This window comes from Vallicoccus soli (genome assembly GCF_003594885.1).
In the GTDB taxonomy this organism is placed as follows: domain Bacteria; phylum Actinomycetota; class Actinomycetes; order Motilibacterales; family Motilibacteraceae; genus Vallicoccus; species Vallicoccus soli.
This window is the reverse complement of record NZ_QZEZ01000002.1, coordinates 135401-155332: the sequence shown is the minus strand read 5'-3', so window position 1 is coordinate 155332 and position 19932 is coordinate 135401. Positions and strand designations below refer to the sequence as shown.

General features: G+C 76.6%; 20 protein-coding genes. 18 read left to right on the top strand and 2 right to left on the bottom strand.

Features of this window, described 5'->3' with window-relative positions; all coding sequences use genetic code 11:
- Positions 1-200 precede the first annotated feature (200 nt).
- From pgsA to D5H78_RS05835, 18 genes are all read left to right on the top strand, one after another.
- Positions 201-806: a phosphatidylinositol phosphate synthase gene (gene pgsA, locus D5H78_RS19725; protein ID WP_218566287.1), complete on the top strand. Its 606-nt coding sequence runs from the start codon at positions 201-203 to the stop codon at positions 804-806.
- Complete coding sequence (locus D5H78_RS19720; protein WP_218566286.1) at positions 803-1666, top strand: phosphatidylinositol mannoside acyltransferase; 864 nt, start codon at positions 803-805, stop codon at positions 1664-1666. The genes pgsA and D5H78_RS19720 overlap by 4 nt, the downstream gene beginning before the upstream one ends.
- Positions 1663-2826 carry a glycosyltransferase family 4 protein gene (locus D5H78_RS05915; RefSeq protein ID WP_119949519.1) on the top strand — a complete coding sequence of 388 codons (1164 nt, stop codon included), beginning with the start codon at positions 1663-1665 and terminating at the stop codon, positions 2824-2826. The genes D5H78_RS19720 and D5H78_RS05915 overlap by 4 nt, the downstream gene beginning before the upstream one ends.
- Before the next feature lie 2 nt (positions 2827-2828).
- Positions 2829-3377: a hypothetical protein gene (locus tag D5H78_RS05910; RefSeq protein WP_218566285.1), complete on the top strand. Its 549-nt coding sequence runs from the start codon at positions 2829-2831 to the stop codon at positions 3375-3377.
- A 205-nt stretch (positions 3378-3582) separates the two neighbouring features.
- On the top strand, positions 3583-4494 hold the full coding sequence (pdxS, locus tag D5H78_RS05905) for a pyridoxal 5'-phosphate synthase lyase subunit PdxS (RefSeq protein ID WP_119949518.1): 912 nt from the start codon (positions 3583-3585) through the stop codon (positions 4492-4494).
- The gene (gene pdxT / locus D5H78_RS05900) at positions 4491-5093 is read left to right on the top strand and encodes a pyridoxal 5'-phosphate synthase glutaminase subunit PdxT (RefSeq protein WP_119949517.1); all 603 of its coding nucleotides are present in this window, start codon (positions 4491-4493) and stop codon (positions 5091-5093) included. Before pdxS ends, pdxT begins: the two co-directional genes overlap by 4 nt.
- Positions 5094-5139: 46 nt before the next feature.
- Complete coding sequence (locus D5H78_RS05895; RefSeq protein WP_119949516.1) at positions 5140-5892, top strand: YebC/PmpR family DNA-binding transcriptional regulator; 753 nt, start codon at positions 5140-5142, stop codon at positions 5890-5892.
- Positions 5893-6000: 108 nt separating this feature from the next.
- Positions 6001-6570: a crossover junction endodeoxyribonuclease RuvC gene (gene ruvC / locus D5H78_RS05890; protein WP_119949515.1), complete on the top strand. Its 570-nt coding sequence runs from the start codon at positions 6001-6003 to the stop codon at positions 6568-6570.
- Positions 6567-7190: a Holliday junction branch migration protein RuvA gene (gene ruvA / locus D5H78_RS05885; protein ID WP_119949514.1), complete on the top strand. Its 624-nt coding sequence runs from the start codon at positions 6567-6569 to the stop codon at positions 7188-7190. Before ruvC ends, ruvA begins: the two co-directional genes overlap by 4 nt.
- Positions 7191-7254: 64 nt before the next feature.
- On the top strand, positions 7255-8325 hold the full coding sequence (gene ruvB, locus D5H78_RS05880; RefSeq protein WP_245941607.1) for a Holliday junction branch migration DNA helicase RuvB: 1071 nt from the start codon (positions 7255-7257) through the stop codon (positions 8323-8325).
- 116 nt (positions 8326-8441) lie between these two features.
- Positions 8442-9200 carry a hypothetical protein gene (locus D5H78_RS05875; RefSeq protein WP_119949512.1) on the top strand — a complete coding sequence of 253 codons (759 nt, stop codon included), beginning with the start codon at positions 8442-8444 and terminating at the stop codon, positions 9198-9200.
- Entirely contained in the window at positions 9197-9472 is a 276-nt protein-coding gene (locus tag D5H78_RS05870) for a hypothetical protein (protein WP_119949511.1), read from the top strand. The genes D5H78_RS05875 and D5H78_RS05870 overlap by 4 nt, the downstream gene beginning before the upstream one ends.
- 203 nt (positions 9473-9675) lie before the next feature.
- On the top strand, positions 9676-10137 hold the full coding sequence (gene yajC / locus D5H78_RS05860; protein WP_119949510.1) for a preprotein translocase subunit YajC: 462 nt from the start codon (positions 9676-9678) through the stop codon (positions 10135-10137).
- Between the two features lie 158 nt (positions 10138-10295).
- Positions 10296-12203 (top strand): protein translocase subunit SecD, encoded by a 1908-nt coding sequence (gene secD, locus D5H78_RS05855; RefSeq protein WP_119949509.1) that lies wholly within the window; start codon positions 10296-10298, stop codon positions 12201-12203.
- Complete coding sequence (gene secF, locus D5H78_RS05850; RefSeq protein WP_218566283.1) at positions 12203-13474, top strand: protein translocase subunit SecF; 1272 nt, start codon at positions 12203-12205, stop codon at positions 13472-13474. Before secD ends, secF begins: the two co-directional genes overlap by 1 nt.
- Positions 13471-14019 (top strand): adenine phosphoribosyltransferase, encoded by a 549-nt coding sequence (locus D5H78_RS05845; protein WP_281268679.1) that lies wholly within the window; start codon positions 13471-13473, stop codon positions 14017-14019. Before secF ends, D5H78_RS05845 begins: the two co-directional genes overlap by 4 nt.
- A 92-nt stretch (positions 14020-14111) precedes the next feature.
- Positions 14112-16466, top strand: a complete 2355-nt coding sequence (locus D5H78_RS05840; protein ID WP_119949507.1) for a RelA/SpoT family protein — start codon at positions 14112-14114, stop codon at positions 16464-16466.
- 215 nt (positions 16467-16681) lie between these two features.
- Positions 16682-17722 (top strand): type IV toxin-antitoxin system AbiEi family antitoxin, encoded by a 1041-nt coding sequence (locus D5H78_RS05835; protein WP_119949506.1) that lies wholly within the window; start codon positions 16682-16684, stop codon positions 17720-17722.
- Positions 17723-17825: 103 nt separating this feature from the next.
- Here the strand turns inward: D5H78_RS05835 and D5H78_RS05830 are convergent, their stop codons facing one another.
- The gene (locus D5H78_RS05830; RefSeq protein ID WP_119949505.1) at positions 17826-19055 is read right to left on the bottom strand and encodes a DUF349 domain-containing protein; all 1230 of its coding nucleotides are present in this window, start codon (positions 19053-19055) and stop codon (positions 17826-17828) included.
- A 76-nt stretch (positions 19056-19131) separates the two neighbouring features.
- The gene (locus tag D5H78_RS05825) at positions 19132-19908 is read right to left on the bottom strand and encodes a peptidylprolyl isomerase (protein ID WP_119949504.1); all 777 of its coding nucleotides are present in this window, start codon (positions 19906-19908) and stop codon (positions 19132-19134) included.
- Positions 19909-19932 lie beyond the last annotated feature (24 nt).

Genomic DNA, 19932 nt, shown 5'->3' with positions numbered 1-19932 from the left:
GACGCTCGGTGGGACGCTGGCCGGACGGTCGGCGGGTGGGGACGAGCGTGCTCCTGCGCGTCGCCCGCGCACAAGCCCGGCGCGCGCCTGCGTAGGATCGGGCGGGCGCACCGCGGGCCCGGCGCGGGCCCGCGGCGGCGGGCGACCCGCCGCCCCGGCACCCACGACCAGCGACGGACGACGACGGGACGCGGCAGCGCATGCTCAACCGGTACGCCCGGGCCTTCTTCACCCGGCTCCTGACGCCCATCGCCCGGTTCCTCGTGGGCCGGGGCGTCAGCCCCGACGTCGTGACGCTCGTCGGCACCGCCGGGGTCGTCGCCGGCGCGCTCGCCTTCTTCCCGCGCGGCGAGTTCTTCTGGGGGACGATCGTCATCACGGCCTTCGTCTTCTCCGACCTCGTCGACGGCGCCATGGCCCGCATGTCCGACCGGTCCTCGCGGTGGGGCGCGTTCCTGGACTCGACGCTGGACCGGGTCGGCGACGCGGCCGTCTTCGGCGGGATCGCGCTCTGGTACGCCGGCTCGGGCGAGGACCTGCTGCTCTGCGCGCTCGCCGTCTACTGCCTCGCCACCGGCTCGGTCGTGCCCTACGCCAAGGCGCGCGCCGAGGGCCTGGGGATGACGGCGGACGTCGGGATCGCCGAGCGCGCCGACCGGCTCGTCGCGATCCTCGTCGCCACCGGCTTCAAGGGGCTCGGCGTGCCGTACCTGCAGGAGGGCGTGCTGTGGGTGCTCGCGGTCGCCTCCACGGTGACCGTCGTCCAGCGGATGCTCGAGGTCCGGCGCCAGGCGCTCGCGGCGTGAGCGGGCGCGCGTACGCCCTGGGCTGGTCGCTGGTCCGCCGGCTGCCCGAGCCCCTGGCGTACGGCGCCTTCCGCCTCGGCGCGGACGCCTTCTGGCTCGCCCGCCCCGCCCCGGTGCGCCGGCTCGAGCGGACCCTCGCCCGAATCGTGCCGGGGCGCGAGCGGGAGGTGGCCCGCGACGCCGTGCGGTCGTACCTGCGCTACTGGTGCGACGTGTTCCGGCTGCCCGACTGGGCGCCGGAGCGGGTCGTGGGCCGGGTCCGCGTGGAGCACGAGGAGCGGCTCCGCGCCCCGCTCGCCGAGGGGCGCGGCGTCGTCGCGGCCCTCGGGCACCTGGGCAACTGGGACCACGCCGGCGCCTGGGCCGGGCTGACCGGCGCCCCGGTCACGACCGTCGCCGAGCGGCTGGAGCCGCCGGACCTGTTCGAGCGGTTCGTCGCCTTCCGCCGCCGGATCGGCATCGAGGTGCTGCCGCTCGACGCCCCCGGCCTCACCGGGACGCTGGCCGCGCGCCTGGCCGCCGGCGGCCTCGTCCCGCTGCTCGTCGACCGGGACCTCGCCGGCACCGGCGTCGCGGTGGACCTGCTCGGCGAGCAGGCCCGCTTCGCCCCGGGCCCGGCGCTGCTCGCCCTGCGCACCGGGGCGGCGCTGCTGCCGGTGACCGTGCACCGCGACGAGGACGTCCTCGTCCTCGTCCTGCACCCGCACGTGGAACCGCCCCGCGCGGGCACGACCCGCGAGAAGGTGGTGGCCATGACCCAGGCCGTCGCCGACGCGATCGGGGAGGGCGTGCGCGCGCACCCCGAGGAGTGGCACGTCCTGCAGCCGGTGTTCGCCGCGGACCTGCCGGGCCGGCCGTGAGGGTCGGCATCGTCTGCCCCTACTCGTGGGACGTCCCCGGCGGGGTGCAGTTCCACGTGCGCGACCTCGCCGAGCGGCTCCTCGACCTCGGGCACCGGGTCAGCGTCCTGGCCCCCGCCGACGAGGACGCGCCGCTGCCCCCGTACGTCGTGCCGGCCGGGCGGGCGGTCCCGGTGCCCTACAACGGGTCGGTCGCCCGGGTGAACATCGGGCCGCTGAGCGCGGCGCGGGTGCGCCGCTGGCTCGGCGACGGCGGCTTCGACGTGCTGCACGTGCACGAGCCGGCCACGCCGAGCCTGTCGCTGCTCGCGCTCTGGGCGGCGGACGGGCCGGCCGTGGGCACCTTCCACACGTCCAACCTGCGCTCGCGGGCGATGACGGCGGCGTACCCGATCCTCTACCCGACCCTGGAGAAGCTCTCCGCGCGGATCGCGGTCAGCGAGGACGCCCGGCGCACCCTGGTCGAGCACCTCGGCGGCGACGCGGTGCTCGTCCCCAACGGGGTCTACGTCGACCGCTTCGCCTCCGCGCCGGTCGCACCGCTGGGCGCGGAGCCGGGGGAGCAGGGGACCCTCGGGTTCATCGGGCGCATCAACGAGCCGCGCAAGGGCCTGCCGACGCTGCTCGCGGCGATGCCCGCCGTCCTGGCCCGCCGGCCGGGGGTGCGCCTGCTGGTCGCCGGCACCGGCGACGAGCGCGAGGCCCTCGAGGACGCCCCGCCGGCCGTGCGGGCCGCCGTCACCTGCCTCGGCACCGTCTCCGAGGCCGACAAGGTCGCGCTGCTGCGCACCGTCGACGCGTACGTCGCCCCCAACCTCGGCGGCGAGTCGTTCGGGATCATCCTCGTCGAGGCGATGGCCGCGGGGGCGCCCGTCGTGGCGAGCTCGCTCGACGCCTTCCGCCGGGTGCTCGACGACGGCCGCGCCGGCGTCCTGTTCCCCGTCGGCGACGCCCCCGCGCTGGCGGGCGCGCTGCTCGGGCTCCTCGAGGACCCCGCCCGCGGCGCCGCGCTGCGCGAGTACGCCTCCCGCTGGGTCCGCCGCTTCGACTGGGGCACCGTCGCGGCGGACGTCGTGGCGGTGTACGAGACCGTCGCCGCCGGTGCCGCCGCGTCCGTCCCGCCGCAGGGCGGGCGGCTGCTGCGCCCCTGGAGGCGGTGAGCGTGGACCTCACCGCGGTCGCCGTCGACCTCGACCTGCTGCTCGTCGTCGCCCTCGTCGCGCTCGCCGTCTGGTACCTCACCTTCACCGCGGCCCGGCTCGACCGGCTGCACGCGCGCGCCGAGGGGGCCCGCGCGGCCCTCGACGCGCAGCTGCAGCGCCGCAGCTCCGCCACCGCCCAGCTGGCGAGCTCCGGCCTGCTCGACCCCGCCTCCTCCGTGCTGCTCCTGCAGGCCGGCCACGACGCGCGCGAGGCCGGGGCGGAGGAGCAGGAGGTCCGCGAGAGCGACCTGTCGCGGGCGCTGCGCGCCGTCCTCGACGACCCCGAGGTGATCGCCGCCCTGCGCGCGGACCCCGTCGGCGCCGACCTGCTCGCCGAGGTGGCCGACGCGTGCCGCCGGGTCGGCCTGGCCCGGCGCTTCCACAACGACGCCGTGCTGTCCGTGCGGGTCGTCCGGGCCCAGCGCCTCGTGCGGTGGCTCCACCTCGCCGGCACGGCGCCCCTCCCCGCGTCCTTCGAGATCGACGACGCGGAGCCGGCGCTCGTCTGACCGCTCCACCCCATGAGGGGCACCCCCAGGCGCGCGCCGCCCCTGAGGGGCACCCTCAGCAGACTCGACCCTGCTGAGGGTGCCCCCGAGGCGCCGTCCCCGCCCGGGGGTGCCCCTCAGGGGACCCGCCCGGGCGTGCAGCCGCGGCGGGCGCGCGCCGTACCATGTCGTGCCCCACCGAGACCGCGAGACCCCGAGGTGCCCCGTGCCCAGCACGCCCGACGTCCCCACCACTGCCAGCACCGGCACCGCGCGCGTGAAGCGCGGCATGGCCGAGATGCTCAAGGGCGGCGTGATCATGGACGTCGTCACGCCCGAGCAGGCGCGCATCGCCGAGGACGCCGGCGCCGTCGCCGTCATGGCGCTCGAGCGGGTCCCGGCCGACATCCGCGCCCAGGGCGGGGTGGCGCGGATGAGCGACCCCGACATGGTCGAGGGCATCGTCGCCGCGGTCTCCATCCCCGTCATGGCCAAGGCGCGGATCGGGCACTTCGTCGAGGCGCAGGTGCTGCAGTCGCTGGGCGTGGACTACGTCGACGAGTCCGAGGTGCTCACCCCGGCGGACTACGCGCACCACATCGACAAGTGGCGCTTCACCGTGCCCTTCGTCTGCGGCGCGACGAACCTCGGCGAGGCGCTGCGCCGGCTCACCGAGGGCGCGGCGATGATCCGGTCCAAGGGCGAGGCGGGCACCGGGGACGTCTCCAACGCCGTCACCCACATGCGCACCATCCGCGCCGAGGTCCGCCGCCTCACGAGCCTGTCCGAGGACGAGCTCTACGTGGCCGCCAAGGAGCTGCAGGCGCCGTATGAGCTCGTGCGCGAGGTCGCCGAGGCCGGCCGGCTCCCCACGGTCCTCTTCACCGCCGGCGGCATCGCCACCCCCGCTGACGCGGCGATGATGATGCAGCTCGGCGCGGACGGCGTCTTCGTCGGCTCGGGCATCTTCAAGTCCGGGAACCCGGCGCAGCGCGCCGAGGCCATCGTCAAGGCCACGACGTTCCACGACGACCCCGACGTCATCGCCAAGGTCTCCCGCGGGCTCGGCGAGGCCATGGTCGGCATCAACGTCGAGCAGCTGCCGGTCGACCACCGGCTCGCGCAGCGCGGCTGGTGACGCCCGCGCCGACCGTCGGCGTCCTCGCCCTGCAGGGCGACGTCCGCGAGCACGTACGGGCCCTCGAGGCCGCCGGCGCGCGGGCCGTCCTCGTGCGCCGCCCGGGCGAGCTCGCCGCCGTCGACGGGCTCGTCGTGCCGGGCGGGGAGTCGACGACCATGGTCAAGCTCGCCGTGGCGTTCGACCTGCTCGAGCCGCTGCGCGAGCGCGTCCGGGAGGGCATGCCGGCGTACGGCTCGTGCGCCGGCATGGTGCTGCTGGCCGACCGGATCGCCGACGGCGTCCCGGGCCAGCCCACCGTCGGCGGGCTCGACGTGCTCGTGCGCCGCAACGCCTTCGGCCGGCAGGTCGACTCCTTCGAGGCCGACGTGGCGTACGGCGACCTGGACGAGCCCCTGCACGCGGTGTTCATCCGTGCGCCGTGGGTCGAGGAGGCCGGCCCGCGGGTCGAGGTGCTCGCGCGGGTCGTCGGCGGACCCGCCGACGGTAGGATCGTCGCCGTCCGGCAGGGCCGACTGCTGGCCACGAGCTTCCACCCCGAGCTGACGGGGGACCTGCGCGTGCACGACCACTTCGTGCGGGTGGTGCGCGGGGGCTGAGACGCCCCGCGCCCCGCCCGTGCTCTCAGCGAGGAGGAGACCCCGCATGTCCGGCCACTCCAAGTGGGCGACCACGAAGCACAAGAAGGCCGTCGTCGACGCCAAGCGGGGCAAGCTCTTCGCGAAGCTCATCAAGAACGTCGAGGTCGCGGCGCGCACCGGGGGCGGCGACCCCGCGGGCAACCCCACCCTCTACGACGCCATCCAGAAGGCGAAGAAGAGCTCGGTCCCCAACGACAACATCGACCGCGCGGTCAAGCGCGGCTCGGGCGCCGAGGGCGGCGGGGCGGACTACCAGACGATCATGTACGAGGGGTACGGCCCGAACGGCGTGGCCGTGCTCATCGAGTGCCTCACCGACAACCGCAACCGCGCCGCCTCCGACGTGCGCGTGGCGATGACCCGCAACGGCGGCTCGATGGCCGACCCGGGCTCGGTGTCGTACCTGTTCAACCGCAAGGGCCTCATCGTCGTCCCCAAGACCGGGGGCCTCACCGAGGACGACGTGCTCACGGCGGTCCTCGAGGCCGGCGTCGAGGACGTCACCGACGACGGCGAGCAGTTCGAGGTCACCTGCGAGGCGACCGACCTCGTCGCGGTGCGCACCGCGCTGCAGGAGGCCGGCATCGAGTACGACTCCGCCGACGCCACCTTCCTGCCCAGCGTCAGCGTGCCGCTCGACGAGGAGGGCGCGCGCAAGATGTTCCGGCTCATCGACGCGCTCGAGGAGAGCGACGACGTGCAGGACGTGTACGCGAACTACGACGTGAGCGACGAGGTCATGGAGGCCGTGGGCTGACCCGACCGGTCGTCGCCGTGTCGCTGCGCGGCGCCGCCCTCCGCCTGGGGTAGCGTCCTGCCCGAACACGTGTTCGGCGGGGTGGTGCCACCAGGAGGGCGGGTCGCGGTGCGGGTGCTGGGCGTCGACCCGGGGCTGACCCGGTGCGGCCTCGCGGTCGTCGAGGGGCGCGTCGGCGCCCCGCTGACCATGCTCGCCGTGGGCCTGGCGCGCACGCCCGCCGCCGACCCCGTCGCCGAGCGCCTGCACGCGGTCGAGCGCGAGGTCGAGGCGTGGCTCGACCGGCACCGCCCCGACGCGGTCGCCGTCGAGCGGGTGTTCAGCCAGCACAACGTCCGCACCGTCATGGGCACCGCGCAGGCCAGCGCGGTGGCCCTCGTCGCCGCCGCGCGCCGGGGCCTGCCGGTCGCCCTGCACACCCCGAGCGAGGTCAAGGCCGCGGTCACCGGCAACGGGCGCGCGGACAAGGCCCAGGTCGCGGCGATGGTCACGCGGCTGCTGCGCCTCGACGAGGCCCCGCGACCGGCCGACGCCACGGACGCCCTCGCCCTCGCCGTCTGCCACGTGTGGCGCGGCGCCGCGTCGACCCGCCTGCAGGACGCCGCGCGCACCCAGCGGGCCGCCCTGGAGCGGGCCCAGCAGCGCGCGCTGCGCGCCCGGGCCCGGAGCAGCGCGTGATCGCCTCGGTGCGAGGGCGGGTGGCCGCCCTCACCGGGCAGGCGGCGGTCGTCGAGGTGGGGGGCGTCGGCGTGCTCGTGCAGTGCAGCCCGGCCGCGCTCGCCGGCCTGCGCCCCGGCGAGGAGGCGCTGCTGCACACCTCGCTCGTCGTGCGCGAGGACTCGCTGACCCTCTACGGCTTCCTCGAGGACGACGAGCGCACCGTGTTCGAGGTCCTGCAGACCGCCAGCGGCGTCGGCCCGCGCCTCGCGCAGGCGATGCTCGCCGTGCACCCGCCCGACGCGCTGCGCCGGGCGGTCGCGACCGAGGACCTCGCCGCCCTCGTGCAGGTGCCGGGCATCGGGCGCAAGGGGGCGCAGCGGATCGTCCTGGAGCTCAAGGACAAGCTCGGCCCGCCGCTGGGCGGGGCGGCGGCGCCGGCCGCGGCGCCCGTACCGCTCGAGGAGCCGTGGCGGGCCCCGCTGCACGCGGCGCTGCTCGGGCTCGGCTGGTCCGGCAGGGAGGCCGACGAGGCGGTCGAGGCCGTGGCGCCGCAGGCGCAGGAGCAGCTCGAGGCCGGGGGCGCGCCGGACGTCGCGGTGCTGCTGCGCCAGGCGCTGCGCACCCTGAGCAGGGCGTGAGCACGGGCGTGAGCGCGGGCGCGGGTGCCGGACGGGCCGTCAGGGGCGAGGGGAGGCGGGCGTGGTGAGCGAGGAGCGGCTGGTGGCGGGCGAGGCCGACGCGCTGGAGCGCGCGGCCGAGGCGGCGCTGCGCCCGCGCTCGCTCGCTGACTTCGTGGGCCAGGAGCGGGTGCGCGAGCAGCTCGCCGTCGTGCTCGACGCCGCGCGGGCCCGTGAGCGCGCGCCCGACCACGTGCTGCTCTGCGGGCCGCCGGGCCTCGGCAAGACGACGCTGGCGATGATCATCGCGGCGGAGCTGGGCCAGCCGCTGCGCATCACGAGCGGCCCGGCGATCCAGCACGCCGGCGACCTCGCCGCGCTGCTGTCGGGGCTCGCCGAGGGCGAGGTGCTCTTCCTCGACGAGATCCACCGGATGGCGCGCCCGGCGGAGGAGATGCTCTACATGGCGATGGAGGACTTCCGCGTCGACGTCGTCGTCGGCAAGGGCCCCGGCGCCACCGCGATCCCGCTGGAGCTGCCGCCGTTCACCCTGGTGGGCGCGACGACGCGCGCGGGGCTGCTGCCGGGGCCGCTGCGCGACCGGTTCGGCTTCACCGGGCACCTCGACCTCTACGCCCCCGACGACCTGCGGCGCATCATCGTGCGCTCCGCGGGCCTGCTCGACGTGGACCTGCGCGCCGACGGCGCGCGCGAGATCGCGGGGCGCTCGCGCGGCACGCCGCGCATCGCCAACCGGCTGCTGCGCCGGGTGCGCGACTACGCCGAGGTGCGCGCCAAGCGGGTCGTCACCGGCCCGGTCGCCCGCGCGGCGCTCGAGGTGTACGAGGTCGACGCGCTGGGCCTGGACCGGCTCGACCGCTCCGTCCTCGACGCGCTGTGCCGGCTGTTCGCCGGGGGGCCGGTCGGGCTGTCCACCCTCGCCGTCGCCGTGGGGGAGGAGACCGAGACCGTCGAGGAGGTCGCCGAGCCCTTCCTCGTGCGCTCGGGGCTCCTCGCCCGCACGCCGCGCGGGCGCGTGGCCACCCCGGCGGCCTGGGCCCACCTCGGGCTCGCGCCGCCGCGCTCGGTCGTGGCCCTCGCCCCGTCGCTCTTCGACGAGGAGGACGCCGCCGGCGGCGCGCCGCGGGGGCGCTAGCCCGCACGCACCGTCGCGGCGCCCTGCTGCTGCGTGACGGCAGGACTGTCGGACCCCGGCAGCAGGATGGGCGCAGCCGGGCGCGAGGGGCGACGGCACGGCAGGGAGGGGGCGCGGTGGCCGAGGAGGGCGCGGGCGGCAGGCTCGCGGGCAAGGTGCTCGTCGCCGTCACGTCCGGCGTGTCCACGGGCGCCCTGGGCGTGCACGCCGTCGACCCGTTCCTCGACGACTGGCAGCGCACCGGTCTCGTCGTGGTCACCGCCGTCATCGCGACCGGCACGAGCAGCGCCACGGCCGTGGGGGAGTACCGCCGCAAGCAGGCCGAGAGCCGGCGCGAGGACGCCGACTTCTTCCTGCGCGGGGCGCGCTGGGCGGTGCACGACCTCACGGGGCTCGACGTGCGCGACCTCGGCGTCGCCTGCTACGCCGTGCGCCGCCCGCGCCTCGCCCCCTGGGCGGCGCCGCGGCTGCGCCGCATCGGGCGGGTCCGCTCGACCCGGCGGCCCGCGGCGTCCGGCGTGCGCTGGCGCCCGGGGGTCGGGGTGGTGGGCGTCTGCGTCCGCGACGGGCGGGCCGTCGTGCGCGACGTCGAGGCCGACGAGCGCCCCTGGCTGGAGGCCACCCGTCGCGACTGGGAGTCGGTCGTCCCCGAGCACGTCAAGATCGGGCTGTCGTACGACGAGTTCCGCCGGGTCCGCGGCAAGTACCACGTCGTCCTCGCCGTGCCGATCATCCAGGAGCAGGGCGCCCGCTCGCGGGTCGTCGGCGCGGTGGCCCTCGACGGCCCCTCGGGGTCGTACGACGCGCTCTGGACCCAGGACGTGCGCGACGTCCTCACCGGCGCGACGGTCAACCTGCGCAGGTTCGTGCTGTGAGCGGGTACCGTGAGGGGCAGGACCTGCACGTGCTGCACCGCGAGGCGACCCGGGAGGCCACCGTGGCATCGACCGCCAGCCCGTCCGGCGCGCCCGGCCGCGGGGGTCGCGGCACCCTGCGCACCGCGCCCGTGCGCACCTCGACGGCCTCGAGCCGCGGGGCGCGGGCCTACCTCGACGCGCTGCGGCGCCTCGGCGCCGACCCCGAGGTCCTCGACGAGGCCCGGCGCGGCTGGCCCGGCGAGCGCCGGCGCACCCCCCGCGCGAGCTGACCCCGGCGCGGCGTACGGGCCGCCCTCCCGCCACGCCGCGCCCTGTACGGCACTCCCGCCGCGCGGCGCTCGTTGTCGCCCTCCGGAGCCTCACCTAGACTCCTCGCCGCCGCGGCGCCCCCGGGACGTCGCGGCGGGCGCCCGTGCGCTCCCGCCCGCCGTCCCCTGCCGCGCCCCCGGCGCCCGGAAGGACCACGACCGCCGTGGACATCGCCAGCCTGCTGCCGTTCCTGCTGATCCTCGTGGTCGGCTACCTGCTGCTCGTGCGCCCGGCGCGCAACCGGCAGCGGGAGATGGCGCAGCTGCAGGAGCAGCTCGTCCCGGGCGTCGAGGTCATGACGACGGCCGGCCTCTACGCCACCGTCGTCGCCCTCGACGAGACGAGCGTGACCCTCGAGACCGGGCCGGGCACCACCTCGCGCTGGGACCGCCGCGCGGTCGCCCGCGTGGTCACGCCGCTCGACGCGGCGCCCGACGCACCGGCGTACGCCGACGACCTGGACCGCCCCGACGGCCCGCACCGCTCGGACGGCCTGGACCGCCCCGCCGGCCTGGGCCCCGGCGACCCGGGCCCCGGCGACCCGGGCCCGGGGGACCTGGGCCGGCCCGGCGGTGCGACCCGGGCGGACGACCCCGACGACCCGCGCCGGCCCGGGCCCGCCTGAGCGGACCGGCCCCCCACCGTCCCGGCGGCGCCCCCGAGGCCGCCGCGACGGTGGGCGATAATGCGACGACGGTCCGTCCGCCCACGGCGGTCCGTCACCCGGCTCTGCGGCGCCGCGGCACCCTGCGCGCGCCGACCTGACGAGGAGAAGGACGACCAGTGGCAGGACCCCCCGGCGCGACGAGGCCCGGACGCGCGATCGCCGTCCTCGCGGCTCTCGGCGTCGCGCTCTACGCGCTCATCCTCGTCGTCGCCCCCGACCGGGTGGCCGGGCGCGCGCTCAGCCTCGTCGACACGTACACCCCGCAGCTCGGCCTCGACCTGCGCGGCGGCACGGAGATCGTCCTGCGCCCGGTCGTCGCGGCCGGCGCCGAGGGCAGCATCACCGACGAGAACATCAACGAGGCCATCGGCATCATCCGCCAGCGCGTCGACGGCACCGGCGTCGCCGAGGCCGAGGTGAGCTCGCAGGGCTCCGGCGGCGGGCGGACGATCGTCATCCAGATCCCCGGCGAGCGCAACGAGCAGGTGCTGGCGCAGGTCCAGCAGACCGCCGAGCTGCGCTTCCGGCAGGTCCTGGCCGTCGACAACGGGACGCCGCTGCCGCAGCCCACCCCCGGCGCCACCCCGGGCGCCACCCCCGCGGCCCCCGCGCCGGGGGCGACCGTCCAGCCGGGCGCGACGCCGGGCGCCGGCGGCGCCGGTGGCGACGGGGCCGAGGCGCCCGCGGGCATCGCCGAGACGCCGCCGGACCCCGCGCCGCAGCCCACGAGCGACGGCCGCGAGGCGCCGCGCGCGCTCGCGGCCGCGACGCCCGCCGCCCCGGCCGCGACGCCCGCGCCCACCCCGGGGGCGACCCCCGCGCCGGCGCAGGAGCAGGCCCCGGCCGAGGGGCCCTTCACCGCGGCCGAGGTCCCCCAGCGGGTGCAGCAGGCGTTCCAGCGGCTCGACTGCTCCGACCCGCCGGAGCGCACCGGCCCGAGCGACCCCGGCGCGCCCATCGCCAGCTGCGGCGACGACGGCCTGAAGTACCTCCTGAGCCCGGCCGTGCTCGTCGGCACCGACGTCGCCGGCGCGACCTCGGGCCTGCAGGCGCTGCCCAACGGCGGCGTCTCCAACACCTGGGAGGTGCGCCTCGACTTCACCGGCGAGGGCACCCGGAAGTTCGCCGACGAGACCGCGCGGGTCAACGTCCTGCCGCCGCCGGAGAACCAGCTCGCGATCGTCCTCGACGACCGCGTCGTCTCCGCGCCGACCATCAACGAGGCCATCCCCGGCGGCTCGGCGTCGATCACCGGCAGCTTCACCCAGGAGTCGGCGGAGGACCTGGCCAACGTCCTGCGCTACGGCGCCCTGCCGCTGGCGTTCGAGCCCCAGTCGGTCAACGAGGTGTCGCCGACGCTCGGCGACGAGTCGCTGCGCGGCGGGCTCATCGCCGGCGGCCTCGGCCTGCTCGCCGTCGTGCTCTACATGCTCGTCTACTACCGCCTCCTCGGCCTGGTGGCGGTCGCGAGCCTCGTGGTCGCGACCATCGGCACCTGGGGCCTGCTCGTCTTCCTCGGCTGGCAGATCGGCTACGCGCTGACCCTCGCGGGCATCGCCGGCGCCATCGTGTCGATCGGCGTCACCGCGGACTCGTTCGTCATCTACTTCGAGCGCATCCGCGACGAGGTGCGCGAGGGGCGGACGGTCCGCGTGGCGGCCGAGACCGGCTGGCGGCGCGCCCGGCGCACGATCATCGCCTCCGACGTCGTGTCGCTGCTGGCCGCCGTGGTGCTCTACTTCCTCTCCAGCTCCTCGGTCCGCGGCTTCGCCTTCACCCTGGGCCTGACGACGCTCGTGGACGTCATCGTCGTGTTCCTCTTCACCAAGCCGCTCGTGACGCTCTTCGTCCGCTCCCGCGGGCTGAGCACCGGCGGGATGTCCGGGCTCGACGCGAAGCGGCTCGGGGCGGTGCCGGGCAGCTCGCCCTCGCCGTCGCTGGCCATGGCCCGTGCGCGCGAGCGCCGCCGCGTGGCCGAGGCGGGCGCCGCCTCGGGCGCGACCTCGATGGGGAAGGACCTCTGATGGACCTCGCGACCCTGGGCAACCGGCTCTACACCGGTGAGAAGTCCTTCGACATCGTCTCCAAGCAGCGCCGCTGGTACGCCGTCTCGGTCCTCATCATCCTCGTCTGCTTCGGCGGGCTCTGGGTCCGCGGGCTGAACCTCGGCATCGAGTTCGAGGGCGGGTCCGCGTTCCAGGTGACGGCCCCCGCGGTCGACGTCCAGCGCGGCCAGGAAGCCGTCGGCGGCGTCGTCGCCGGCCAGGTGCAGGCGCAGCAGGTCGGCGACGACACGCTGCGCCTGGAGACCGAGCAGCTGAGCCCCGAGGAGACCACCGAGGTCCAGGCCGCGCTCGCCGAGGAGTTCGGCGTGCAGCCGGGCGACGTCAGCGCGCAGTTCGTCGGGCCGTCCTGGGGCGAGGACGTCACGCAGTCCGCGATCCGGGCGCTGCTGGTGTTCCTGGCGCTCGTCGTCATCTACCTGTCGATGACCTTCGAGTGGAAGATGGCGGTCGCGGCGATCGTCGCGCTGCTGCACGACATCCTCATCACTGTCGGCATCTACGCGATCGTCGGCTTCGAGGTCACCCCGGCCAGCGTCGTCGGCCTGCTGACCATCCTCGGCTACTCGCTGTACGACACCGTGGTCGTCTTCGACAAGGTCCGCGAGAACACGGCGGGGATCACCGCCGGCTCGCGGGCGACGTACAGCGAGGCCGCCAACCTCGCGCTCAACCAGACGATCGTCCGGTCGGTCAACACCACCGTCATCGCCCTGCTGCCCATCGGCGCCATCCTCTTCGTCGGCGCGGGCCTGCTCGGCGCGGGCACGCTCAAGGACCTCGCGCTCTCGCTCTTCGTCGGCGTCGCCGCGGGCGCGTACTCCTCGATCTTCATCGCCACCCCGCTGCTCGCGGACCTCAAGGAGCGCGAGCCGGCGGTGCAGGCCCTGCGCGAGCGCGTCCACGCCCGCCGCTCCGGCGTCGCGGCGACGGCGCCGCGCCGCCGCGCGGCGGCCGGCGCGGGGGCGGGCACCGGGACGGCCCTGCTCGAGGCCCCCGGCGACGGGGCGGGCGGGCCGCTCGACGACGGCGCCGCCGCGCACGGGGACGCGCACGGTGACGCGGACGGGGCCGCCGGCGGTGACGCGGACGGCGCCGCCGGGACCGGGCGCGGCGCCACCGCGCTCGGGGCCGAGGGCCCGCACCGCGGCGGGCAGGTGCGCGGGCCGCGCAACCAGCCGCGCCGCACGAGCGCCGAGGCGCGCAAGCGCCCCGGCGGGCGGAAGCGCTGAGCGCCGGCCCCGGGCGCGAGGAGGTCGGCGCCCGGCTCGCCCCGCTGGTCCGCGACGTGCCCGGCTTCCCGGAGCCGGGCGTGGTCTTCAAGGACATCGCCCCGCTGCTCGCCGACCCCGGTGCGCTGCGCCTGGCGACCGAGGGGCTCGCGGCCGCGGGGCCGGGCGCGGACCGCGTCGTCGGCGTCGAGGCCCGCGGCTTCATCCTCGGCGCCCCGGTCGCCCTGCACCTCGGCGCGGGCTTCGTGCCGGTGCGCAAGAAGGGCAAGCTGCCGGGGGCGACGCTCGAGGCGGCGTACGCGCTGGAGTACGGCGAGGCCGTGCTGCAGCTGCAGGAGGACGCGCTCGTCGCCGGCCACCGGGTCCTGCTCGTCGACGACGTGCTGGCGACCGGCGGCACCGTCGAGGCGGCCGTCGGCCTGTGCGCCCGCGCCGGCGCGGAGGTCGTCGGCGTCGCGGTCCTCCTCGAGCTGCCCGGCCTCGGCGGGCGCGAGCGGCTGGAGCGGGCGGCCCCGGGCGTACCCCTGCACGTCCTGCTGCCCTGACGCCGACCCGCGGGGGCGGCGCCTGCGGCGCCGCGCCGTATGATCGTGCGTGACGCACCTGCAGCAGCGCTGGTGAGGGGAGGCGGGTCGCGGTGGACGACTCCCGGACGACGTCGGTCGACGTCGAGGACGCGCGCGCCCCGCAGGCCGAGCCGGCGCCCGCGACGAGCACGGCGGCGGCGCGCCGGTTCCGCCGGCGGCTGGCCCGCTTCGGCGCCCAGCGCCCGCAGGTCGACCCGGTCCTCGAGCCGCTCTTCGGGCTGGTCCGCGAGAACCACCCCGGCGCCGACCTGTCGATCATCGAGCGGGCGTACGCGCGGGCCGAGCAGGCCCACACCGGGCAGCTGCGCAAGAGCGGCGACCCCTACATCACCCACCCGCTCGCCGTGGCGAGCATCCTCGCCGAGCTGGGCATGACGCCGCCGACGCTGTGCGCGGCCCTGCTGCACGACACGGTCGAGGACACGGACTACACGCTCGCCGCGCTGCGCGCCGAGTTCGGCGACGAGATCGCGATGCTCGTCGACGGCGTGACCAAGCTCGACAAGGTCACGTACGGGCAGGCCGCCCAGGCCGAGACGGTCCGCAAGATGGTCGTGGCGATGGCCCGCGACATCCGCGTCCTCGTCATCAAGCTCGCCGACCGGCTGCACAACGCGCGCACGTGGCGCTACGTGTCGCAGGCCTCCGCCGAGCGCAAGGCCCGCGAGACCCTCGAGATCTACGCCCCGCTGGCGCACCGGCTGGGCATGAACACCATCAAGTGGGAGCTCGAGGACCTCTCGTTCGCGACGCTCTACCCGAAGATGTACGACGAGATCGTCCGGCTCGTCGCCGACCGGGCCCCCTCGCGCGACGAGTACCTCGCGACGCTCATCGACCGCGTCACCACCGACCTGTCCGACGCGCGCATCGCCGCGAAGGTCACCGGGCGGCCGAAGCACTACTACTCCGTCTACCAGAAGATGATCGTGCGGGGCCGCGACCTCGGCGACATCTACGACCTGGTGGGCGTGCGGGTCCTCGTCGAGACCGTCCGCGACTGCTACGCCGCGCTGGGCACCGTCCACGCGCGGTGGAACCCCGTGCCGGGGCGGTTCAAGGACTACATCGCGATGCCCAAGTTCAACATGTACCAGTCGCTGCACACGACGGTCATCGGGCCCGAGGGCAAGCCCGTCGAGCTGCAGATCCGCACGTTCGCCATGCACCGCCGCGCGGAGTACGGCATCGCCGCGCACTGGAAGTACAAGGAGGACCCGGGCGCCAAGAACGAGCGCCCCGGGCAGGGCGTCGACGCCACGAACGACATGCAGTGGCTGCGCCAGCTCCTCGACTGGCAGAAGGAGGTCGAGGACCCGGGGGAGTTCCTCGAGTCCCTGCGCTTCGACCTCAGCGCCGCCGAGGTGTACGTCTTCACCCCCCGCGGCGACGTCATCTCGCTGCCGGCGGGCTCGACGCCGATCGACTTCGCGTACGCCGTGCACACCGAGGTGGGGCACCGCTGCATCGGCGCGCGGGTCAACGGCCGGCTCGTGCCGCTGGAGTCCACGCTCGAGAACGGCGACGTCGTCGAGGTGTTCACGAGCAAGGCCGAGGGCGCGGGGCCGTCGCGCGACTGGCTGACGTTCGCCGCCTCGCCGCGCGCCCGCAACAAGATCCGCCAGTTCTTCAGCAAGGAGCGGCGCGAGGAGGCCATCGAGGCGGGCAAGGACCAGATCGCCCGCGCGATGCGCAAGCAGGGGCTGCCCCTGCAGCGCCTGCTCACCTCCGAGACGCTGACGACGATCGCCGCGGAGCTGCGCTACCCCGACATCTCCGCGCTGTACGCCGCGGTCGGCGAGGGGCACACCTCCGCGCAGTCGGTGGTCCAGCGGCTCGTGCAGTCCGCGGGCGGCGAGGAGGGGGCGACCGAGGACCTCGCCGAGGCGACCACCCCGACCCGCCGGCCGGGGCGCGCGCGCCCGGCGGGCGACCCGGGCGTCGTCGTCGTCGGCGCCTCCGACGTGTGGGTGAAGCTCGCCCGCTGCTGCACCCCGGTGCCGGGCGACCCCATCGTCGGCTTCGTCACCCGGGGCAACGGCGTCTCCGTGCACTCCGCGGGCTGCGTCAACGTCGCCGCCATGCGGGCGGACCCGGAGCAGGCCGGCCGCATGGTCGAGGTGGAGTGGGCCCCGACGTCCTCCTCGGTCTTCCTCGTCGCCATCCAGGTCGAGGCCCTCGACCGGGCCCGGCTGCTCTCGGACGTCTCCCGCGTGCTGTCCGACCAGCACGTCAACATCCTCTCGGCCTCGGTCACCACCACCCGCGACCGCGTCGCCGTCTCCCGCTTCACCTTCGAGATGGGCGACACGACGCACCTCGGCCACGTCCTCAAGGCCGTGCGCGGCGTCGAGGGCGTCTTCGACGCCTACCGCGTCAACAACGCCTGCGCCCCCGGCGCCTGACGCCCCCGCGCCGGCCGGCACCCCGCCCGGCCGCGATCATGCACCCGCCCGGCGGTGATCATGCACCTGCCCGGCGGTGATCATGCACCTGCCCGGCGGTGATCATGCACCTGCCCGGCGGTGATCATGCACCTGCCCGGCGGTGATCATGCAGGCGCCCGGATGCCTGTGGACGACGCGCCGCACCCGGGCCGACGGGCGGCCATGCTCGGCCCGTGCGACCCCTGCTGCTCGACGGCCAGCCCTTCACCACGACCCAGGCGCGCCGCGCCGGCCTGAGCCCCGACCGCCTCGACGAGCTCGTGCTGCGCGGGGAGGCCGTGCGCGTGCTGCGGGGCGTCCTGCTCGATGCGCGGGTCCCCGTCGACCTGGCCGTACGCGCCTCGGCGCTCGCCCTCGTGGCGCCACCGGACACCGTCGTGGCCGGTACGACCGCCGCGTGGCTCCTCGGCGTCCCCGCGCTGCTGCCGGGCGCCGACCGCCTGCCGCCCGTGCTGGAGGTGGTGCGCCCTGCGGGCCGCAGCGCCCTGCGCCGCAGCGGCGTCGTGGCGCGCGTCGCGGTCCTCGGCGACGACGAGGTGGTGGACCTGGGCGGCGTACCCGTCACCGCCCCCACGCGGACGGCGCTGGACCTGGCGCGCGGGCTGGACCGCAGCGACGGGCTGGCGTACCTGGACGCCATGCTCGGCGCCCGCCTCGTCGAGCGGGAGGCGCTGGAGCAGGGCCTCGAGGGGCTCGCCGGGTTCCCGTGGGTCGACCAGGCCCGTGAGCTCGTCGCCCTCGCCGACCCGCGGGCCGAGTCGCCGGGGGAGTCGTGGATGCGCCTGCGGTGGCACGACGCCGGGCTGCCGCCGCTCGAGCTGCAGGTGGAGGTGCAGGTCGGGGACGCGGTGGTCGCGCGGCTCGACACCGCCCTGCGCGAGCGCGGCTTCGCCCTCGAGTACGACGGGGAGCGCTGGCACGGACCGGAGCGCGAGGCCCACGACGCGCACCGCAGGGACCGGCTGCGGCGCGTGCACGGCTGGACGGTCCTCGCCGTCGGCAAGGAGGCCGTGCTCGGGCGCAGCGACGCGTTCGAGCGCGCCGTGGCCGGGGCCGTCGACCTCGTGCCGGAGGTCGTCCCGTGGCAGCGCCGGCGGCGCACGACCCTGCGCGACCGGCGGGTGCGGCTGCGCCGGGCTGCCGAGGCGCGCGAGGCCCTCGGCGCCGCCTCCCCGACCGGGGACCTGCATGATCGCGGCCGGGGGGCTGCATGATCGCGACCGGGGACCTGCATGATCGCGGCCGCGGGGCTGCATGATCGCGGCGGGGCCGGGCCGGGCAGGGGCGCGGCGGGGCGGGGCGGGGCGGGGCGGGGTGTCAGCCGGTGAACTCCGCGAGGGCCTTCTCGGCCTCGACGAGCCAGGCCTGGCGGGCCTCGAGGCCGGCGCGGGCGTCGGCCGCCTTCTTGGCGTTGCCCGCGGCCTCGGCGCGCTGGGCGTCGGCCTCGAGCTTCGCGATCGAGGCCTGCAGCTGCGCGACCGTCGCCTCGGCGCGGGCGCGGGCCTCGGGGTTGCTGCGCCGCCACTGCGCCTCCTCGGCGTCGCGGACGGCGTCCTCGACCCGGCGCAGGCGCCCCTCCACGGTGGGGCGCGCGTCGCGCGGCACGTGCCCGATCGACTCCCAGCGCTCCTGCAGCCCGCGCAGCGCGGCCTTCGCGGCGGCCAGGTCGGTGACGGGCAGCAGCGCCTCGGCCTCGGCGGCGATGCCCTCCTTGGCCGCGAGGTTCTCCCGCTGCTCGGCGTCGCGCTGGGAGAACGTCGCGTTCCGGGCGGCGAAGAACCGGTCCTGCGCGGCCCGGAACGCCTGCCACAGGCGCTCCTCGTCCGCCTTCCCGGCGCGCCCGGCGGCCTTCCAGCGGGTCATGAGGTCGCGGTACGCCCCCGCGGTCGCGCCCCAGTCGGTGGAGTCCTGCAGCGCCTCGGCCTCGCGGACGATGCGCTCCTTGACCTGCTTGACCTCGTCGCGCTGCGCGTCGAGGTTCGCGAAGTGGTGGCGCCGGGCCCGGTCGAAGGCGTTGCGGGCCGCGCTGAACCGCTTCCACAGCGCGTCGTCGGTCTTGCGGTCCAGGCGCGGGGCGGCCTTCCAGTCGTCGAGCAGCGCGCGCAGCCGGTCCCCGGACGCCTTCCACGAGGTGCTCGTCGCGAGGGTCTCGGCCTCGCTGACGATGGCCTCCTTGCGGGAGCGGGCCTCCTCGCGGGCCTTGGCGCGGGCGGCGTCCTGCGTCCCCTTGCGCTCCTCGACCAGGGTCACGAGGGCGGCGAGGCGCCCGGCCAGCGCGCCGAGGTCGCCCACCGCGTGGGCCTGGGCGAGCGTCTCGTGGAGCTTGGCGATGCTCGCCAGGGCGTCCTTGGCCGCCAGGTCGGTGGTGCGGACGCGCTGCTCGAGCAGCGTGATCTGCCCGGCCAGCTCGTCGTACTTGCGCCCGAAGTAGGCCAGCGCCTCCTCCGGCGTCGCGCCGGGGTAGCTGCCGACCTCGCGCTCGCCGTCGGCGACCCGGACCCACACGGTCCCGGCCTCGTCGACCCGACCCCACTCGCTGCTGCTCACCGCGAACCGCCTCGTCCTCGTGCGTACGTCTGCCTCAGGGTCCCAGCCCCGGCCCTCGCGCCCTGCGCCCCCCGGCTCACGACACGGCGACCGCCGAGATGCCGACCGGCTGCGCCGGGCGCCCGTCGCCGGGGCCGTTGCTCTCGTCGGACCCGGCGGCCGCGAGGGCCTCGAGCACGTCGAGGCCCCCGGTCACCCGGCCGAAGACGGTGTAGCCGGGGGCGGGCGGGCGGGTGTCCTCGTACACGACGAAGAACTGGCTGCCGCCGCTGTCGGGGTCGGCGGAGCGCGCCATGGCCAGGGTGCCCGCGGGGTACGCCTCGTCGGCCGGCGCGTTCTCGAGGGGGACGCTGTAGCCGGGGCCGCCGGTCCCGGTGCCCGTCGGGTCGCCGCACTGGAGCACGTAGATGCCGCTCGTGGTGAGCCGGTGGCAGGGGGTGGCGTCGTAGAAGCCCTGCTCGGAGAGCTGCGCGAAGGAGGCGACGGTCGCGGGCGCCGCCTCGGGGAGCAGCTCGACCTCCAGGTCGCCGCAGGTCGTCGAGATCGTCGCCCGCGTCGGGCCCTGCGGGTCGGGGGCGGGCGCGCTGGGGAACGACTGCGGCGAGGCGACCGGCGACGGCGCCTCCGCGCAGTCCAGCCCGGCCGCCGCAGCCGGCGGAGCGGCCGTGGACGAGCCCTCGTCGTCGTCGAGCACGCTGGTGAGCACGAGCGCGCCGACGACGAGGGCGGCGGCGACGACCGCGCCGAGCACGACGCCGCGGCGGCGGGCCCGGGCGGCCGCCTCGGCGCGCCGCTGCTGGCGGCGCTCGTACTGCTCGCGCGCGAGCCTGCGCCCGCGGTCGCTGCCCGTCACGCCCCGCTCCGTCCTCTCACCCGC